Source organism: Chitinophagaceae bacterium (genome assembly GCA_016717285.1).
In the GTDB taxonomy this organism is placed as follows: domain Bacteria; phylum Bacteroidota; class Bacteroidia; order Chitinophagales; family UBA10324; genus JACCZZ01.
This window is the reverse complement of the sequence record JADKFU010000005.1, coordinates 1678658-1696410: the sequence shown is the minus strand read 5'-3', so window position 1 is coordinate 1696410 and position 17753 is coordinate 1678658. Positions and strand designations below refer to the sequence as shown.

Annotated in this window: 9 protein-coding genes and 1 pseudogene; 2 read left to right on the top strand and 8 right to left on the bottom strand. The window is 41.2% G+C overall.

Going from position 1 to position 17753, the window contains the following annotated elements; genetic code table 11:
• Positions 1-21: 21 nt before the first annotated feature.
• Entirely contained in the window at positions 22-828 is an 807-nt protein-coding gene (locus IPO83_16725; GenBank protein ID MBK9732898.1) for an ABC transporter substrate-binding protein, read from the bottom strand.
• A gap of 91 nt (positions 829-919) precedes the next feature.
• Positions 920-2275: a pyridoxal-phosphate dependent enzyme gene (locus IPO83_16720; protein MBK9732897.1), complete on the bottom strand. Its 1356-nt coding sequence runs from the start codon at positions 2273-2275 to the stop codon at positions 920-922.
• Positions 2276-2510: 235 nt separating this feature from the next.
• Here IPO83_16720 and IPO83_16715 point away from each other — a divergent pair, with 235 nt between their 5' ends.
• Positions 2511-4919, top strand: coding sequence for a choice-of-anchor B family protein (locus tag IPO83_16715; GenBank protein ID MBK9732896.1), 2409 nt, complete (start codon positions 2511-2513; stop codon positions 4917-4919).
• A 324-nt stretch (positions 4920-5243) separates the two neighbouring features.
• Here IPO83_16715 and IPO83_16710 read toward each other — a convergent pair whose 3' ends face one another.
• Together IPO83_16710 and IPO83_16705 are read right to left on the bottom strand one after the other, a co-directional pair.
• Positions 5244-6089, bottom strand: a complete 846-nt coding sequence (locus IPO83_16710) for an energy transducer TonB (protein MBK9732895.1) — start codon at positions 6087-6089, stop codon at positions 5244-5246.
• Between the two features lie 110 nt (positions 6090-6199).
• Positions 6200-7867: a S8 family serine peptidase gene (locus IPO83_16705; GenBank protein ID MBK9732894.1), complete on the bottom strand. Its 1668-nt coding sequence runs from the start codon at positions 7865-7867 to the stop codon at positions 6200-6202.
• Between the two features lie 258 nt (positions 7868-8125).
• On the opposite strand from IPO83_16705, the gene typA reads away from it, so the two are divergent.
• Positions 8126-9940, top strand: coding sequence for a translational GTPase TypA (typA, locus tag IPO83_16700; GenBank protein MBK9732893.1), 1815 nt, complete (start codon positions 8126-8128; stop codon positions 9938-9940).
• A gap of 23 nt (positions 9941-9963) precedes the next feature.
• Here the strand turns inward: typA and IPO83_16695 are convergent.
• From IPO83_16695 to IPO83_16680, 4 genes and pseudogenes are all read right to left on the bottom strand, one after another.
• Positions 9964-11549 (bottom strand): annotated as a pseudogene (locus tag IPO83_16695) (carboxylate-amine ligase).
• A gap of 93 nt (positions 11550-11642) precedes the next feature.
• Entirely contained in the window at positions 11643-12641 is a 999-nt protein-coding gene (locus tag IPO83_16690; protein ID MBK9732892.1) for an NAD-binding protein, read from the bottom strand.
• Positions 12642-12784: 143 nt separating this feature from the next.
• On the bottom strand, positions 12785-14464 hold the full coding sequence (locus tag IPO83_16685) for a hypothetical protein (GenBank protein ID MBK9732891.1): 1680 nt from the start codon (positions 14462-14464) through the stop codon (positions 12785-12787).
• A gap of 64 nt (positions 14465-14528) precedes the next feature.
• Positions 14529-17654, bottom strand: coding sequence for a tetratricopeptide repeat protein (locus IPO83_16680; GenBank protein ID MBK9732890.1), 3126 nt, complete (start codon positions 17652-17654; stop codon positions 14529-14531).
• Positions 17655-17753 lie beyond the last annotated feature (99 nt).

The following is a 17753-nucleotide window of genomic DNA, read 5'->3' as shown; positions in this document are numbered from 1 at the left end:
AGGAGGTTATTTTCAGAACGATCAGGATTGAAGGTGATTTCTGATTTCCCGGAAGTAGTCAGCAGCTTTCAATAAGCGGCTTCCATACCACGAAAACAACTCACCATCCACCAATAAAACTTTTGTTCCGGGCAATTCCTTTTCTAATTCCTGCACATGCTTATCACTGAAAGGATATGGTTCAGAAGAAAGCAAAACAAATTGTGGTTGAAGCGATTTCAATTGCATTACATTAATTTCAGGATATCGCAGTTGATGGGCAAGCACATTTTTGAAACCTGCCAACTCCATCATCGAGTTAATAAAAGTGTCGCTGCCTGCTGCCATATATGGCTTTCGCCAGATAAGATAAGCTGCAGAAAATTGAGGATGAAGGTTGTCAGCTTTTGCAAATGCTGAATCTATGTTCTGTATCAACCTCAAGGCCGCTTCCGACCTGTTAACCATTTCTCCAATAGCTGTTATCATCCGAAAAGCATCCTGCAACGATTTGATATCACTGATCCATACAGGAAAGCGGGCTGACAATTCCTTAATCTGAAGTTCATCATTCTCCTCTTTATTCGCAATAATCAAATCCGGATTAAGTGCGATAATCTTTTCTAAATTAATATTCTTCGTGCCGCCTACTTTCGATTTTGTCTTGAATTGATGCGCAGGATGTACACAAAATTTTGTGATGCCAACTACTTCTTCATTCAGCCCAAGATCAAAAAGTAATTCTGTCTGAGAAGGAACAAGCGAGACAATTCGCTGTGGAGGAAAGACGACTGAAATATTTCTCGATAGCTGGTCTTTAAACTTTTGCGAGAAAGTTGACGGCTTCATTTAGGCTTATTTCATTTATAAGTCTGAACAGTTAATTCAGTTTACCCATTATTTTCAGTTGATGTTAAAGAGTAATCTTTGGGCCTCTCTTCTACTTCGACAGCGCGCGAATGATATCTGATTTAGTGATGATGTGCAGGTTGTTCAATCCATCCAGCGTAATAACTGCAGGAACTTCTTTACTCATCATTCCACTCAGCTTGTCAATGGTAGTTTCTGCGGCAACCACCGGAAAAGGTTTTTCCATTACCTCTTTCACGTTATGAGATTTTAAAGAAGTATCGGACATAAGTTTGTTAAGTAAACCGGTTTCACTCAAGGAGCCCACCATTTTGCCATCCTCCATCACGGGTAGTTGATCAATATCATTGCTGTTCATTACTGTCACTGCTTCAGCAACATTTCTGGAGGCATCGATAGAAATGAGTCTGCTATCGGCTTTTGTTTCGATAATATCCCGCAATGTTTTCACAGTTAACCAGCCGCGATCACGCATCCATTCATCATTATAAACTTTGCCGACATACCTGCTTCCGTGATCCGGAAAAATCACTACCACCACATCTGCTTCTTTCAGGCTGTCTTTCAACTGCATCAATCCGGCAACCGCGGAACCACAGGAATAGCCAACAAAGATTCCCTCCTTACGGGTAATTTCTCTTGCCATTAATGCCGCATCTTTATCCGTTACTTTTTCAAACAGATCAATTAATGTAAAATCATAATTCTTCGGAATAATATCTTCACCAATTCCTTCTGTGATGTAAGGATAAATTTCCTTCTGTTCAATTTTGCCTGTTTCGTGAAATGCTTTTAAGGTAGATCCATAGGTATCAATTGCCCAAATTTTAATAGCCGGATTCTTTTCTTTCAAATACTGTGCACAGCCGGTGATAGTACCTCCTGTTCCTGAACCCACTACAAGATGTGTGATTTTTCCTTCCGTCTGATTCCAAATTTCCGGTCCGGTAGATTCATAGTGCGCCAGCCGGTTATCAAGATTATCATATTGATTCGGATACCATGAATTGGGTGTTTCTTCCGATAATCTTTTTGATACGGAATAATACGAGCGTGGGTCAGACGGTTCAACGTTGGTCGGACAAACGATTACCTCTGCTCCGACCGCTTTCAAAATATCAGCTTTCTCTTTCGATTGTTTATCCGTAGTAGTAAAGATGCATTTATATCCTTTCGCGATAGCAGCCAGTGCAAGTCCCATTCCTGTGTTACCGGAAGTGCCTTCAATGATGGTGCCACCAGGTTTTAACCATCCTTTCTTTTCCGCTTCTTCCACCATTTTCAATCCTATTCTGTCTTTGATGGAATTTCCCGGATTGAATGATTCTACTTTAGCAAGCACGGTTGCTTTTACCCCTTTGGTAACCTTATTCAGCTTAACCAAAGGTGTATTTCCAATTGTTTCAATGATGTGATTGTAAAACATGCTGCAAAGATAACCGCGCAAATGAAAACGTATTAAATTATGCATTTCACCATCAGCATTTTAAAATTATGAGCACGTTCATTGACACGATGAAGAGACAATAAATGAAGCGAAGAATTGCGATGGATATACTAGATGTAACGAAAATGAAAAACTGCCTGATTTTCCCTAGTTAAATTATTTGTTTATTTGCTTTTTTTATCTGCCACCTTCCTTAATCCACTCGCTAATCCACATGAGAAAAATATTACAATCGATCCTGGTGCTGCTAATCATTGTTAAAGCATCAAGTGCTCAAAATTTTAACCTTGAATTAAGGGGAGAAATATCTTATCCCTATTCCTGCGCCAGCATTTGGGGTTATGTGGATGATGATGGAACAGAATACGCTCTCGTGGGCACCTATGCTGGGGTTTCGATAGTTGATGTTTCTGATCCGGATAATCCACAAATAAAATTCGACGTGCCTCATACACCAAACTTGTGGCGGGAAATCAAAACTTACGGACATTATGCATATGCTACCAATGAAGTGGGTGGTGGCTTGTTGGTGATAGACCTCAGCAATCTGCCTTTAAGCGTAAGTCATTCCACTTTTTCTTTTACTGATGCATCCGGTGCACTGCAACAAGATGGCCATACGCTTTGGATAGATGAGAATGGTAAGCTGTATATTTTTGGAGGCGCTTATGGAAATGGCGGCGCTACGATTTTTGATTTAACAGTAAATCCACTGAATCCTCCTTATTTAGGCAAGTATGAACAACATTATATTCACGATGGATTTGTGCGCGGCGATACATTATGGGCTTCTGAAATTAATGATGGCAAACTGGAAATTGTGAATGTCTCAAATCCGCTGAGTCCTGTACCACTTGGTTCAGTAAGCACGCCGAATAACTTCACCCATAACTCATGGCCGACCCACGATAATCACTACGCGTTTACAACTGACGAAGTTGACAACAGCTACCTGACTTCTTATGATGTTTCGGATTTAGGCAATATTACTGAGCTTGACCGGGTGCAGTCGAATCCGGGATCAGGTACAATCATCCACAATGTGCACCTGCTTAATGATCAGTTTGCGTGGGTGGCTTATTACAAAGACGGCGTTACACTATTCGATGTTTCCCATCCTGACAATATGATTCAGGTTGGGGCCTATGATACTGATCCGCAGGAATCAGGTGGAGATTATGGAGGAACCTGGGGCGTATATCCTTACCTGCCTTCAGGAAATGTGATTGCTTCGGATCTTTATACTTTTAATACCAATGGTAAATTAACTGTTCTTACACCCAACTACATTTCAGCAAGCTGGTTACAGGGTAATGTTACAGATGCCCTAACTTCAGGAAGCATCAACAATGGTCTTGTAGAAATTCTAACCACTTCTCAAAACGATCAAACGGATTTAAGTGGCGTATATAAGACAGGGATAGGAATTCCGGGAAGCTACACTGTTCGATTCAGCAAGGTGGGTTATGTTACAAAGGAAATACAAAATGTTTCACTTGCAAGTGGTGTCACAACGCAGTTGGATGTTCAGCTTTTTCCATTGGCAAGTACAAGTGTAACCGGCACCGTTTCAGATTCCATCACTAATGAGCTGTTGGCTGACGCGCATATTTACCTTCGGGGAATTAATGTTGGTGAGTCGTATGAAATCACAACTGATGTGAATGGTGCATTCAGCCTATCACCTATTTACATAGATGATTATGATATCTATACTGGCAAATGGGGTTATCACGAATTTGCATCGCCAAATACAGAATTGAATCTGACCAGTGCGCCACTTGATCTCAAGTTATCAAAGGGTTACTACGATGATTTTATTGTCAACAATAATTGGGTTGTAACCGGAACTGCCACTACAGGAAAATGGGAACGCGGGGAACCTGTGGGTACTATTAATACAGATAATGTAGTCTATAACCCGGATCTCGATGTGACCAATGATTTTGGAGATTATTGTTTTGTTACCGGCAACGGAGGAGGCAGCGCAGGGTTTGATGATGTAGATAGCGGCAAGACTACGCTTACCTCACCTGTAATGGATTTGACAACTTACGAACATCCGGTAGTTAGCTTTTATTCCTGGTTTGCAAATGGCGGCGGCAGCGGAACGCCTAACGATACGTTGATCGTTTCTATCACCGACGGTACTACAACGGTTAAGATGGGCAATATCAAATTCCCGACATCACAATGGATTTATCATGAATATCAGGTTGCCAATTATCTCACACCTAATTCCACTATGAAAATTATTTTCTCATCCAGCGACCTCGCCAGTTCAGGGCATCTTGTTGAAGCAGCCATAGATAAGTTCCAGGTGCAGGATGGATTTGCAACAGGTATTGAAGATCAACAACTAGCTTTCAATTGTTGCAGTGCAAGTCCCAATCCTTTTTCATCAATTAGTACTATCAGGTTTGATTTTGGAACTACTTCTTTTAATGATGCTACATTAAATGTTTATTCAATGATGGGTCAATTGATGGAGCAACACGAAATTCATTCCTTATCAGGAACAATGAGCTGGGGAGCTGATCTGGCAGATGGGATGTATGTAATAAAAGTGATGATAGATGGGCAGACAGCATCAATAATGAAAATGGTGAAGGCCCGGCAGTAATTCTGTTTAATCAGGATTTTTTCCTTTAGAAAATCCGACTGCATTAAGATAAAAAATTAACATGTTTCGTAGTTACAATGTACCTATCGGAACATAAAAAAATCTGTCCTTTATTTCTACTACCATAAGGTTGCTCCTAACGGCGCAAGTCTGTAATTCTAAGTTCAACCTGTTGTGAAGTAAGCTTACTACCCGAAGCAAATGTGCTTCAGGCTACTTGATGACTCATTGAATTTTTATCCTTCAATTGTGCAGTTCACCCTGTCTTGTAAAATAACTGCCCGCAGCATTGTGCTGCGGGCCTCTTTATGAATAATTAAATTTTTACTCGGTTGTAGTTTCCATTGAAATAGGCATTATGACTTTCACATTCACTGCACGATTGTTATCAGTACCGGGAATCCACTTTGGCATATTTTGTAAAACCATTACAGCCTCCTGCACACAACCATAGCCAACACCATCACGCATTATTTGCGCATCATAAACTTTTCCTTCCCTGGAAACAATAAAACTCACGTACATCTTTCCACCCTTTGCATTACTCGATCTGAACTGCTGACACTTCAGATGAATTTGCAAATATCTCGATAGTGCGTTTTTCCCACCGGGGAAATATGGCATTACTGCAGGTGTTGAAATCACTTCCTCCGCATCAATTTTTTTACCAGCGGTATCAGATCCTTTTCCTTCTCCTGATCCTATTCCATTCACTGAACCTCCGGTTCCATTGTTTGAAGAACCAATTCCCAAACTGTCTGCTTTTCCTTCACCGCTATCTTTTGCATGGCTCGTAGTATCAGTATCCTTCTTTTCGGCTTGTGCTGTGTCTGCCACAATGGAAGTGGGCAATTTTTCTTTGGGTGATAAAGAAGATCGTTCTTCTTTTTGTACCTGTTGCTTTTTATCTTCCGAAAAACCGGGATTGGTTATATAAGGTATATCTCCCGAAGAAGAAGGCACTACTATCGATTTATGTTTTGATAAAGATAACTCCATCACAGTCCACAATGTGAAACAGAACAATAAAGCAATGATGAAAGCCTGTTTCAAACGCTCAGGATAACTTCTGCGCAATTCATAGGCGCCATATAATTTATTTCTTCCTTCAAAAATGATCTCATCAAGATCATTGGCAAACCATTCGGAGAAAAAATTTTTGGTTTTCATGGCTGATTGTTTTTCTCAAAACGTCAGCAGCAGTTCAAAGATTTTATGCATTAGTTTTTATTGCAATGTTATGACTTGCAAGAAATCAATCATTGAATGCCTGAAAATCTTTAGGGTTGCACTTTAATTACCCGAACCACTTCCGTGTGATCATCGAAGTTAAGTCGCAGAAAATAAAGGCCGTTTGAAGCATTTTTTAGCGCCGTAACAGGCAGATAATTATAACCGGTAAGGAAATCAGTTTCAAAGGCCTGCACCTTTTCACCATAAATATTAAACACCTCAATTTCTAATGTCTGCAACCTGGCAGTGTAGTATAACATACCGAAGGTATCACTGAAAGGATTCGGATAAATCAATGGTCCTGTGAGGGCGAGTTCGTTGGGTGCTTTGTCCGAAAGCATGAGATCCGCAACTTCATAATTTGGAATTCCGTATCCCATTGAATCATTAGGATTGTAATACAAACTGGCACTTTTTTCAATCGCATAAATTATTTCCATGTTGTTTTTATCGGGATGTGCCTGCCAAAGGCAAGCGGTCATGCCTGCGATGATTGGATTTGAAAGAGATGTGCCGTTAACCGTCACAATAATTCCGGAATAAGGTTCCACTACAGTTGCACGGATTCCCTGGGCTACTACATTGGGCTTAATGTCACCATCTGATGCAGGACCATGTGAACTTAACGAAGTAACTAGTCCTAATGAATCTACTGCACCTACCGTTAAAATACTATCCGCATCAGCCGGTGCAACGATGTAGAACCAGTCATGTTTTCCTTCATTACCGGCACTGTTGCAAACGATCATTCCTTTTGAGGCTGCAAAGTCCGCCGCCCGCGTAATCATAGTGGTATTGCCATCCAATTGAGCATAAGTATGATCGAAGGAGGCATCCTGAAATTCGGAATATCCCAACGAAGTAGTAATCATATCTGCTCCAAGGCTATCTGCTTTTTCGGCCGCCGCTGCCCAGTTGTGTTCTTCAATGGGATATTCTGAAAATCCATCCTCGGTTACAAACAAATACACACTTGCTCCGGGCGCGGTGCCAATCATGGTTCCGGGTAGATTGGACGAGATGGTGGACAATACAGAAGTGCCATGTCCACCGCCATGAAAGACACTATCATTGAGATCAACAAAATTCCAGGTTCCTAAGACTCTTTCCTGCTGAAACAGGCTATCAAAAACCCTGAGATTGAAAGCATTATCAAAACCCACATCCATTACGGCAATCACAATGCCTTCACCTTTATAACCTTGCTGATGTAAAACATTGCCATGCAACATTTCTATCTGGTTTGCTGCTTTCCCATAATCCAGTACGTTGTCGCTACTTAATTTTAAATCACCGGATCCTGTAGCTGATTTCAAGTTGCGTTTCAAATTGCTGATACGCACCGCTATTGGATAAGATGATTTTACGAATGGCAATGCCATTACTGCTGCAAGCATCAGCGAGTCATCTGTTTCTATCGAAATGGAATTGAGCCATTTTGATTGGTTAAGCAACTTCACCCCAATGTCAATCACTTGCTGAACATAGGCCGGATTGACCGGAAGATCATTTTCTGTAATTGGTATATCATAACGGTTTCTCCTGTCAATTGCACGCTGCGATAAAAAAGCTGCAGGATCTGAAACGGAGAAAGGGTTGTCTTGCTTGTCCTTAAATTCAACGATGTAACGGTGATATGTACTTGTCTGCGAAAACAGATTGTGCTGCTGTAATAGCATCACAATAGTGGCAATGAAAAAGCACCTGAGTTTCATAAGCGGTAAATTTATAAGAAAATCAACAGATCCGCTGAACGCCATCATGTTATGCGTCACAGTTGTGTTAATAATTCACAGACGTCGATGTTACACTCGATTTCCTATCGAAATTGTTTATGAATGCTATTCAGAAAACGAATCAACTTACATTGTTTTCAACAAGCAGATCGAAGCCCATCATGACTGATTGTGACGCTTCCTTCGTATTGCCGATTTATAACGCTATCTTTGCGCCTCCAAATTTTAACCCACTGCATGCAATCCATTAGAAATATTGCCATTATCGCCCACGTCGATCATGGGAAAACCACCTTAGTAGATAAAATTCTTCATCAGTCGAATTTGTTTCGTGATAACCAGGAAACAGGCGACCTTATATTAGACAGTAATCCACTGGAACGGGAACGTGGAATAACCATTCTTGCAAAAAATGTTTCTGTTCGTTACGGTGATACTAAAATCAATATTATTGATACGCCCGGTCACGCAGATTTCGGCGGCGAAGTAGAGCGTGTGCTGAACATGGCTGACGGCGTTTTATTATTGGTGGATGCATTTGAAGGTGCTATGCCGCAAACGCGTTTTGTTTTGCAGAAAGCGCTTGAACTTGGCAAGCGGGCTGTGGTAGTTATCAACAAAGTTGATAAACCGAACTGCCATCCTGAATTGGTACACGAGCAGGTATTCGAATTATTCTTTAATCTGAATGCAACGGAAGAGCAGCTTAATTTTCCAACTATGTATGGTTCTTCCAAACAAGGATGGATGAGTGACGACTGGCAGAAACCCACCGAGAACCTGATTCCTTTATTCGAAACCATCATCAATTATTTTCCGGAAGCGCCTGCATTGGAAGGAACTCCCCAGATGCAAATTACTTCGCTTGATTATTCTTCCTACACAGGTCGAATTGCAATCGGACGCTTGCTGAGAGGCACAATAAAAGAAGGCATGCCTGTGAGTCTTGTGAAAAGAGATGGCAAGGTTTTGAAATCGCGGATCAAAGAATTGTACACATTTGAAGGTCTTGGCAGGAAGCGCGTAACGGAAGTAAGTTCAGGAGATATCTGTGCTATTTTCGGTATTGAAGATTTTGAAATTGGAGATACCGTTGCTGACTTTGAAAATCCGGAAGGATTGAAACCCATCGCGATTGATGAACCAACGATCAATATGTTGTTCACGATCAACAACTCTCCTTTCTTTGGCAAAGAAGGAAAGCTGGTAACGTCACAACGCGTGCGTGAGCGCCTCGAAAAAGAAACAGAAAAAAATCTTGCACTTCGTTTGGAAGATACCGATTCACCTGATGCAATCCTGGTATATGGTCGCGGTATTCTGCATCTTTCCATTCTTATTGAAACCATGCGTCGCGAGGGTTATGAAATACAGGTGGGTCAACCCAAAGTAATTGTTAAGCATATTGAAGGCGTGAAATGCGAACCGGTGGAAGTGCTTACAGTAAATGTGCCGCAGGAATTTGCCGGCAAAGTGATTGAACTTGTTTCTGCACGCAAAGGCGAAATGACTATTATGGAGCCTAAAGGGGATGTGCAACACCTGGAGTTTAATATTCCTTCACGTGGATTGGTTGGCTTGCGAAATAATATGCTGACTGCGACGGCCGGTGAAGCCATCATGGCGCATCGTTTCAAGGCGTTCGAGCCCTGGAAAGGAAATATTCCCGGTAGGAACAACGGTGTATTACTTGGGTTGGAAAAAGGACTTGCCACTGCTTATTCTATTGATGCCTTACAGGACCGGGGCACTTTCTTTATAGAACCCGGAGAAGAAATATATGGCGGACAAATTATTGGTGAGCATATTCGTCCGGGAGACCTGGTGATTAATGTAGTGAAGACTAAAAAACTTTCGAATATGCGTGCTTCAGGAACTGATGAAGCGGTGCGTATTGCGCCAAAAGTTAATTTCTCGCTTGAAGAAGCGCTGGAGTTTATACAGGAGGATGAGTTTGTGGAAATCACACCAAAGTCAATTCGTATGCGCAAAATTATTCTCGACCATAACGAGAGAGCAAGAAAGACGAAGGAAGTGGTTGCTGTTGTCTGATGCACCTATTGAATTACCGGCACCTAATAAATTGCGGCGGACTTGCCGGACTTACCTTCTTTGTTCAGCACCTGAACTGTGCGGCGGTAAAAGGCATTGGCACGGCTAGCAGTGTCACCAATGCAAACAACACCCAACTTTCCATAACGGGAAAGTGCTCCCATGAGGTGAAACATAACACCTTGCTGCAGACTTCCGTCATACTGAAGACGGTTTGTAATAGCAATATCCATTAGGTCGTAAGGAGTGAGACCGATGTACGCATCACTTCGCAGGTTATCTGAACTGAAGTAATAGCGTTGCTGGCCGTTAGCTGTATGGTAAATCCCTGTTTCCTCATTGTAATTCCCTACTGTAAGGCCCTGCAGCATCAGGAAGGGATGCGTAGTACCACCTTTACGCAAATTCAATTCAAGTGCATAATGCTTCCATCCTGTCTCCTTTTTACCGAAATAAAATCGGCACCGAAACGGCCAATTACACCATAGTCTTTTAACCTGCCTGCTATTCTCCTGCCCATGCTTCCAATTTCTTTCGCGTATTCAGGATTCGCGGGGAAATTAGCACCAATAAAAACCTGTCCGCTATCACCGCCTAATAACTGGTCGTGGGTTGAAAGTACCTCTACACAACCCAGCGGATTGATCCTGCATTGTACGGATGGAGATTGTTTTGCAGCACCGGGAATAAATTCCTCCACCACTCCTTTCATTGCTTTGAATTTGTCAATGAAGCTGTCATAGGTGATATCCGGCGCTACAATTTCCATTTTTTTTCGAATCGTATTTCGGATAAAACTTCTCAGGTGACCATTTTCCGGAAATTGCTTAAAAGAGAAAATGGCATTGCCTTCTCCCGAAAAACCTTCATTCAATTTAACAACTGCTTTATCAAGGAATAGATTTTTCCTTTTTAATGCTTCCAATGCATCTACAATGTCGGTCTCATCCCTCAGGTCTTCAAAGCCGGCCGGAATATCAAAGCCGCATTCTTTAAATATTTTTCGGCTGCCGCTCTTGGTGCCAATATGCAGCAAATCAGGATCAACTCCATAAATAGGCAAGCCAAGCTGAACTGCAAGTGTACGCTCAAGCTCAGTCATATTGAAGCAGGCAATGTGTGCCAGATGACCTCCCTGAATCTTGTTGCGGATCCTTTCAATCAACCTGGGGCGTTCCAGTATCTTTTCTGTTAGGGATTTTGAACTGTCATCAAAGCAACTCAGCATGGTTAGCCGTTGCTGGGCATGGTAACCGGTAATGCCGGGCAACAAATGAAGGTAATAGTCAACTATAACGGGATCTATCGGAATGCTGGTAACATAAATGATATGCGTCCGGGGCATCCGCAGCAACATCAACAGACACAATAGGCGCTCTTCATAGAATACCGAGCCTTTGACTTTTGAAAGAATTTCCTGATCAACCGACAGACTGGGTATAATGACGATCGTTTTCTCTGCCAGGATATTGAGAAAGATATCTTCATACTCATGTGCAAAGGAAAGCTGGAGTGCATGATACCTGTTACGTTCTTCATCTGAACCGGAAACCGGTGAAACGTTATCGTGGTGTGGGGAACCGATAGAAACTGCGTATTCCTGGTTCATGCAGCGAGGTAATTTACTTGCAAGTTAGCAAAGTAAAAAGCAAACCAACCATACATTCAATTAATGAAAAGTTAATCTTCATACATTCAGCCGTTACCTGAAAAGTTGCTCCATTCTATTCAGTTGTTCCTTTGAACCCATGGTAATCAAACGGTCGCTGATGGTAACAATAACAGACGGAGACGGATTAAGGAGATATTCGCCGGAAATATTTTTTATTCCCAGAATGGTTGCGCCCGTATTTTTCCATCCATCAATTTCGGAGAGCATGCATTTATGCTTCACCATAATTTCAGCTATCTGAAAATCCTCACTATTCTGCGTGGAGAGGTAATCCAGAAATTCTTTTACGTCAGGATTCACTACCAGTGTTGCCATATGTGTGCCGCCGATTTTGTCGGGCATGATTACATTGGCAGCACCCGCAATCTTCATCTTACTTACTGATGTATCACTGGAAGCCCGCGTAATTATTTTCAATTTTGGGTTCAATGCTTTTGCAGTCAGCACGATGAAAACATTGTCTGCATCATTTGGCAGTGTGATAATTAAGGCCTGCGCCTGCAGAATGCCGGCATGTGTTAACACTTCATCTTCGGTAGCATCTCCCACGAGGAAATAGTCAATACTCCTGCCCGCATTTTCAATCAGCTCTGCATTTTTCTCAATTATCACAACAGGCGTTTTACTCATGTGAAGGATCTCAAATGCAGATTGACCGTTTCTGCCATATCCACAAAGAATGACGTGGTTGCTGAGGTGCTTTATCTTATTCTTCATGTTGTACAATTTATAGTTGCGCTGAAATTGACCATCAAGCAGGTAACGGGTGATGTAGGCCAATGAAAATGAGATGGCAATAACCGTTACCATTATCAGGATGATCGTGAAAATCATTCCATGAGGTGAAAGGGGATGCACTTCTTCGAATCCGACGGTTGCAATGGTAATCACCGTCATATACACCGCTTCAATCCAGGTATAGTTCTCAATGAGCATGTAACCGGCCGTTCCAAAAATGACCATCACCACAAACACGAGAAAAACTTCGAAGATTCTGAAAAAAGGATGGTTAATAAACCGGAATCTCATGTTCTAAAAGTAGGAAGATTGCTTTCAGGAAGGGACTTTTTTTCAGAACCAGATTGATAAGCGGAGATTACAATAGCAGCATGCTGCATCCATTGCTGGCAATATATTTTTTTCAGCTACTCACATTGAGAATGACGTTGCCTTTAAAATTTCAGGTTAACTCCCACCATTGCCTGAAATCCATAAGTGGGATAATTAAACCACGCTGTATTCTTTGCGCCAAAAATATTATTGAATGCCAGCCAGCCGGAAATGTTTTTCTTGTAATCATAAGTGAGTGAAATGTTCACATCCGCTCTCCCTTTTAATTGGGTGGATGTTGTTTCGGAAGGCAGGATGGTATAAGCGCCACTGTTTGCAAAAAAATCAACTTGGGCGAAAATCTTATTTTGAAGATTGTAATTCAGTGTTAAGTCGAGCTGTGATTTTGGAATTCCCCATGGCTGATCATCAAAATCCATATCGTAGGAATTAGCTTCTCCACTCAATACTACATTGATTCGCTCCGACTGACGATAAGCAATTTCCGCATGCACATTTATGATGTTCAGATTGTAATAGTATTCCAGGTTGTAATAAGCCGGGTTGATCTGATCAGGCAAATAAACAGGCAGGTTTGTTTGTGAGCGGAAACCGCCTCTCAGGTTATAAGAGATATTATTTCCGTAGCTGCCTTTAATACCAAGAAATACATCATTGAATTTAGAAAAAGAGGAGCTGGTGTTTACCAAATAAGGATTTACAGTGGTGATTTCCGGCAAGGTGTTAGGCTTCCATCCTCCTTCCCAACCGATATATGGTATCAGGTATTCACCAATCAATTTATACTCACCATGCAATCGCGGAAAAAAGCTAACGGCCTTGTCAAATACATTCACATTTACACCTGCTTGTATCAAAATATTTTTCTGCTTAAACTGGTAGTACGGAACAACAGATAAAAGTGATTGAGCAGTATCATAAACGCCAATCAGTTTATCGTGCAGGTTTTCATAGGTGAATTCAAGGTTTGCGCTATGAATTTTTTGTATTTGTTTCTGTAGCAGAAAATTAAAATTGAAATAATCTTCCTTTTCAGGTAATAAAAACGAATTGTTGGATTGCCAGTCAAAATGATAATACTTAAATCCAAAATGATAATTAATGTTGTTTTTGTTGTTCGTGTTTTGAAATCCAATCTCAAACGGAAGCAGGATATAAGTTCGCTTCAGATCCTGCTTGTCATTGTCAGTTGAATCAGTTACCGCTTCAGCATAGTTATAATTCTTTCGAAAATCGTAACCTGCAGTTGCAGAAAGCACCGAACCACCGACATACGCGCTTCCAAATAAATCAATACCGGTATGACTGAAATCCTGGTAATCAATTTTGCTGCCGTTGGAAGAAAGATGATGAAGATTTAATCCATAGCTGAAACTTTTCGAATTGCCATTGTGAAGATGCAGGTCGATTAATGGAGTGAGCTGCATTCCGAATCCTGCTTTTAGAAAGTTATTCTGCAATGCAACAGGTTCCGTCACCGGCAGTGATACCGCGCGAATTTCCGCCGGTATAAAAGGTACTTCTATCAAATGAGGTTTAACGTCATAGCTTAATGTTGTCATGCTTGTATCAGTCAATGCAGGTTCAGCATTAAAATCAATCTTTTCAGCGTCGGCCAGCAAAGGTTGATACGCTTTTACAATATCAACCTGTTCAGCAGCAATGTTTCCCTGCGAAAATGAATGCTGGAAGGAAATCAGCATCATCAAAAAACTGAATGCTGCTGCGAAGCATTTCCCTCGCAAAGATTTGCGTTGACCATTAGCATGAAAATTATTCATTACAGCGCAACTGATTTTGTTCCTTATCATCTACTATTGAATATTAACTATTCACCATTCACTATTACTTGTCGCCCACTCCGGGAATTGAATCCAACTCCATTTCATCCGGCTGATTTTCCGGTTTTAACCTTGATTGATTCGCTTCCTTCTCTGTTACGTTTTTCAACTTCTCTTTAGCAGTGGACACGATTTCATCCGCGCCTTTATAATTATCAATCACACTTTGCAAGGTTGATTTGGCCTGGAAATAATCACCGTCTGTTTCGAAAATATCCGCTATGAGCAAGTAAGATTTCGCAATCCAGTAATCATAAACAGGCTTCTGCTTCAGCAAAGCATAACATTGTGCTTCCGCTGCTTTTAGGTTATTCTGTTTGAAATAAATTTCCGCCATCCGGTACCCGGATTCAGCTCCGATCGCAGATTTTTCTTTGGATACAACTGAATATTCAGCGAATGCCTTTGTAAGATCCTGCTGCGCATCATACACTTTTGCGAGGTAATAATGCGCTTCTGTGAGATCTGCTGCCTTCGCATTCTCGGCATTCAGTAATTGCTCTGCGGACGAAACAACATCATTGTAATGGCTGAGATAATAAGCGCTGTACATCATGCCCTTTGTTGCTTCTGTACTGTTGGCCTTGAACTCTGCATTTTCACGAAGCTTTTTGTAATAGTTGTAAGCACTGCTGTAATCCTTTTTTTGCGTGTAGCTGATACGTGCGGCATTCAGCAATGATTTTTCTGTGAAGCGTGACTGAGGCTGACCTGCAACAAAAGCATAATCAGTTAAAGCCGCATCAAAATCATTTTGATTGAATAAGCATTCAGCTCTGTAGAAGTGTGCAGGTGAGGCAAAAGCTCCAGCAGGAAAAGCAGTGAGATAATTTGAAAATTCTTTGATCGCACCGCTGCAATCATTCTTTGAATATTTATTTTCGGCTGCCTGGTACATGACTGAATCTTTCACAGCATCGGTGACGTTGATATTTGCGATACCTTTTACAAAATCAAGATATCCCTGCGCATTTCCCTGTGAAGTATAAATTTCCTTAACGCCGTTCAGCGCCTCTGCGCCTTCAGGTGATTTAGGATATTTATTCAGCACCCAGCGATATTCCCGTAACGCATCGTCATCTTTATCGAGGTTGAAATAAATCAGTCCCATTTTCAAGTGCGCTTTACTCACATAATTACTGTTTGGATACTTCTCAATAACCTGGCTGAAGGCTGTTGCGGCATCCTGATATGCAGGCACGGTGAGATTAGTAGTACCCAGTTCATACAACGCGTCATCCATATAAATACTTCCAGGATAATCAGTGATAATCCTTCTAATCGCTGATAATTTTTCAGCAGTTTTATTCTGAAGTCCGAGTATCACCGCTTTCTGATACAAAGCATAATCAGCACCTTGCAATTTTTCAGAAGCCACTTCTTCATAGTTACCAATGGCCGCGCTGTAATTTTTTAATACAAATCCACAGTCGCCATTTCTCAAAGTTGCATCCGCATAAATTTTCTTCATGGAAGCATCGCCGGAAGCAGCGGTTGACTTCATCACACGCTGAAAATAATCGGAAGCGTTGGCATAAGATTCCTGTTTTAGATAACAATAACCTATCGTGTATGCTGAATGTATGTCCGACACATTAGCGGGAAGTTTGGTTTTGTTATCCGTGAAGTCAGCAAACTGAGAAAGAGCAGTAATGGCATTACTATACTTTTGTTGCTTATAAAATGATTGTCCTTTCCAAAAGTATGCTGCGGCCTGCAACGATCCATCCACAGGGTTTTTCAACGACTCATCAAAGGTGGCAATGGATTCATTCAGTTCACCGGCATTGTATAATTCCGTTGCACGTGAATAGGCAACTTTCTGATATGCTTTTCTTATTGCAGGATTCTTAGCATCCATTGTACGCAGCAAAGTGAGTGCATCCCTGTAATTCTGAGTGGATAAAAACTCCAGCGAGAGTAGTTCCTTTGCTTCGCCAACGTTGGAAGACTTTGGAAAAGACGTAATAAAATCCTGCAATGCCGCAACAGACACATCGTGGTAATTGAGTTCGAAGGAAAGTTTTGCAAACTGAAAGGATGCATTTTCCTTTACAAACAAATCAAAATTCATTCTTGAAGCCTGTTCAAAAGCCAACCTCGCATTGCTCTTCTCTCCTGTTTTCAGGTAACAATCTCCCATCAGGTACAATGCATTTTGACCCAGGGAATCATCAAGCACATTAAGTTCTTTAAAGCTGTTGATGGCAGCTGCATAATTTTTTGTCTTGTATTGACAAAACCCAATCTGGTATATATCCGATTTATTCAACTTTGGAGCTGCACTCATAAAAGCCGTGAAGTAAGGCATTGCTTTGTCGTACTGCCCTTTTTCAAAATAAGACTTCCCGGTCAACTGCTGCATTTCAAGTCCATATTGCAATTTATCATCGCTCTTAAATCCATTGGCATAGTTGATCTCTTCATCATACTTTTTTTGCTGGAAATAGATATTGGCAATGTAGTAGGGCACGATGGAATGATATAACTCTGATTTTTCCACTTCCTGAAAAGAAGCAAGCGCTTCCTTATAGCTACCTTCTTTATAAGTGATGTAGCCATAATAATAATTGGCCGGATAATAATACCCTCCTTTCAGCGTGCGTACTTCATTCAAGAGTGGCTTGGCTTTTTCAAATTCTTTTTTATAGAAATAGCTGAATCCCATCTGAAAGTTATATTCCGTCTTCTCTTCTGCTGAAAGATCAGCCGGATCAACTTTCTTATACCAGGTTATGGCCTTGTCATATTTCTTCTGATCGAAATACAAATCGGCCAGGTGGAAATAGGCCAAACGTGTGGTAGCATTTTCCTCGTAATTATTCACCAGGTCAAGAAACAATTTTTCGGCATCAGGGCGACTGAGCATTTTGCTGCAGCGTGCATCAAAATAAAATGCTTCCAGCAATAATAAGTGACTGGAAGTTTCATTTTGTTTTTCAAAATCTGCAATGGCCTGCCGGAATTTCTCCTGTGCAGCTCCATATTTTTCCTGCTGAAACAACATAATTCCGGTCTTATAACTGAGTGCCGGATCAGTATAAACATTGCTTTGCTGGGCTTCTGCAAATGAAGCAGCAAGCATGAAAACAGCAATAATAAATAATATGATTTTGCTATGCTTTATCAAGACAATCGGGCTTGTTGAAAAATGACTTCAAAATTCACGTCTTCCATCAACTTTTCGAGTGAATACATCAAAATGATATACACATTCAAAATGCAGGTT

Coding starts and splice junctions, on each gene's coding strand:
- IPO83_16725 (MBK9732898.1), bottom strand. CDS start 828: ATGAAGCCGTCAACTTTCTCGCAAAAGTTTAAAGACCAGCTATCGAGA.
- IPO83_16720 (MBK9732897.1), bottom strand. CDS start 2,275: ATGTTTTACAATCACATCATTGAAACAATTGGAAATACACCTTTGGTT.
- IPO83_16715 (MBK9732896.1), top strand. CDS start 2,511: ATGAGAAAAATATTACAATCGATCCTGGTGCTGCTAATCATTGTTAAA.
- IPO83_16710 (MBK9732895.1), bottom strand. CDS start 6,089: ATGAAAACCAAAAATTTTTTCTCCGAATGGTTTGCCAATGATCTTGAT.
- IPO83_16705 (MBK9732894.1), bottom strand. CDS start 7,867: ATGAAACTCAGGTGCTTTTTCATTGCCACTATTGTGATGCTATTACAG.
- typA (MBK9732893.1), top strand. CDS start 8,126: ATGCAATCCATTAGAAATATTGCCATTATCGCCCACGTCGATCATGGG.
- IPO83_16690 (MBK9732892.1), bottom strand. CDS start 12,641: ATGAGATTCCGGTTTATTAACCATCCTTTTTTCAGAATCTTCGAAGTT.
- IPO83_16685 (MBK9732891.1), bottom strand. CDS start 14,464: ATGAATAATTTTCATGCTAATGGTCAACGCAAATCTTTGCGAGGGAAA.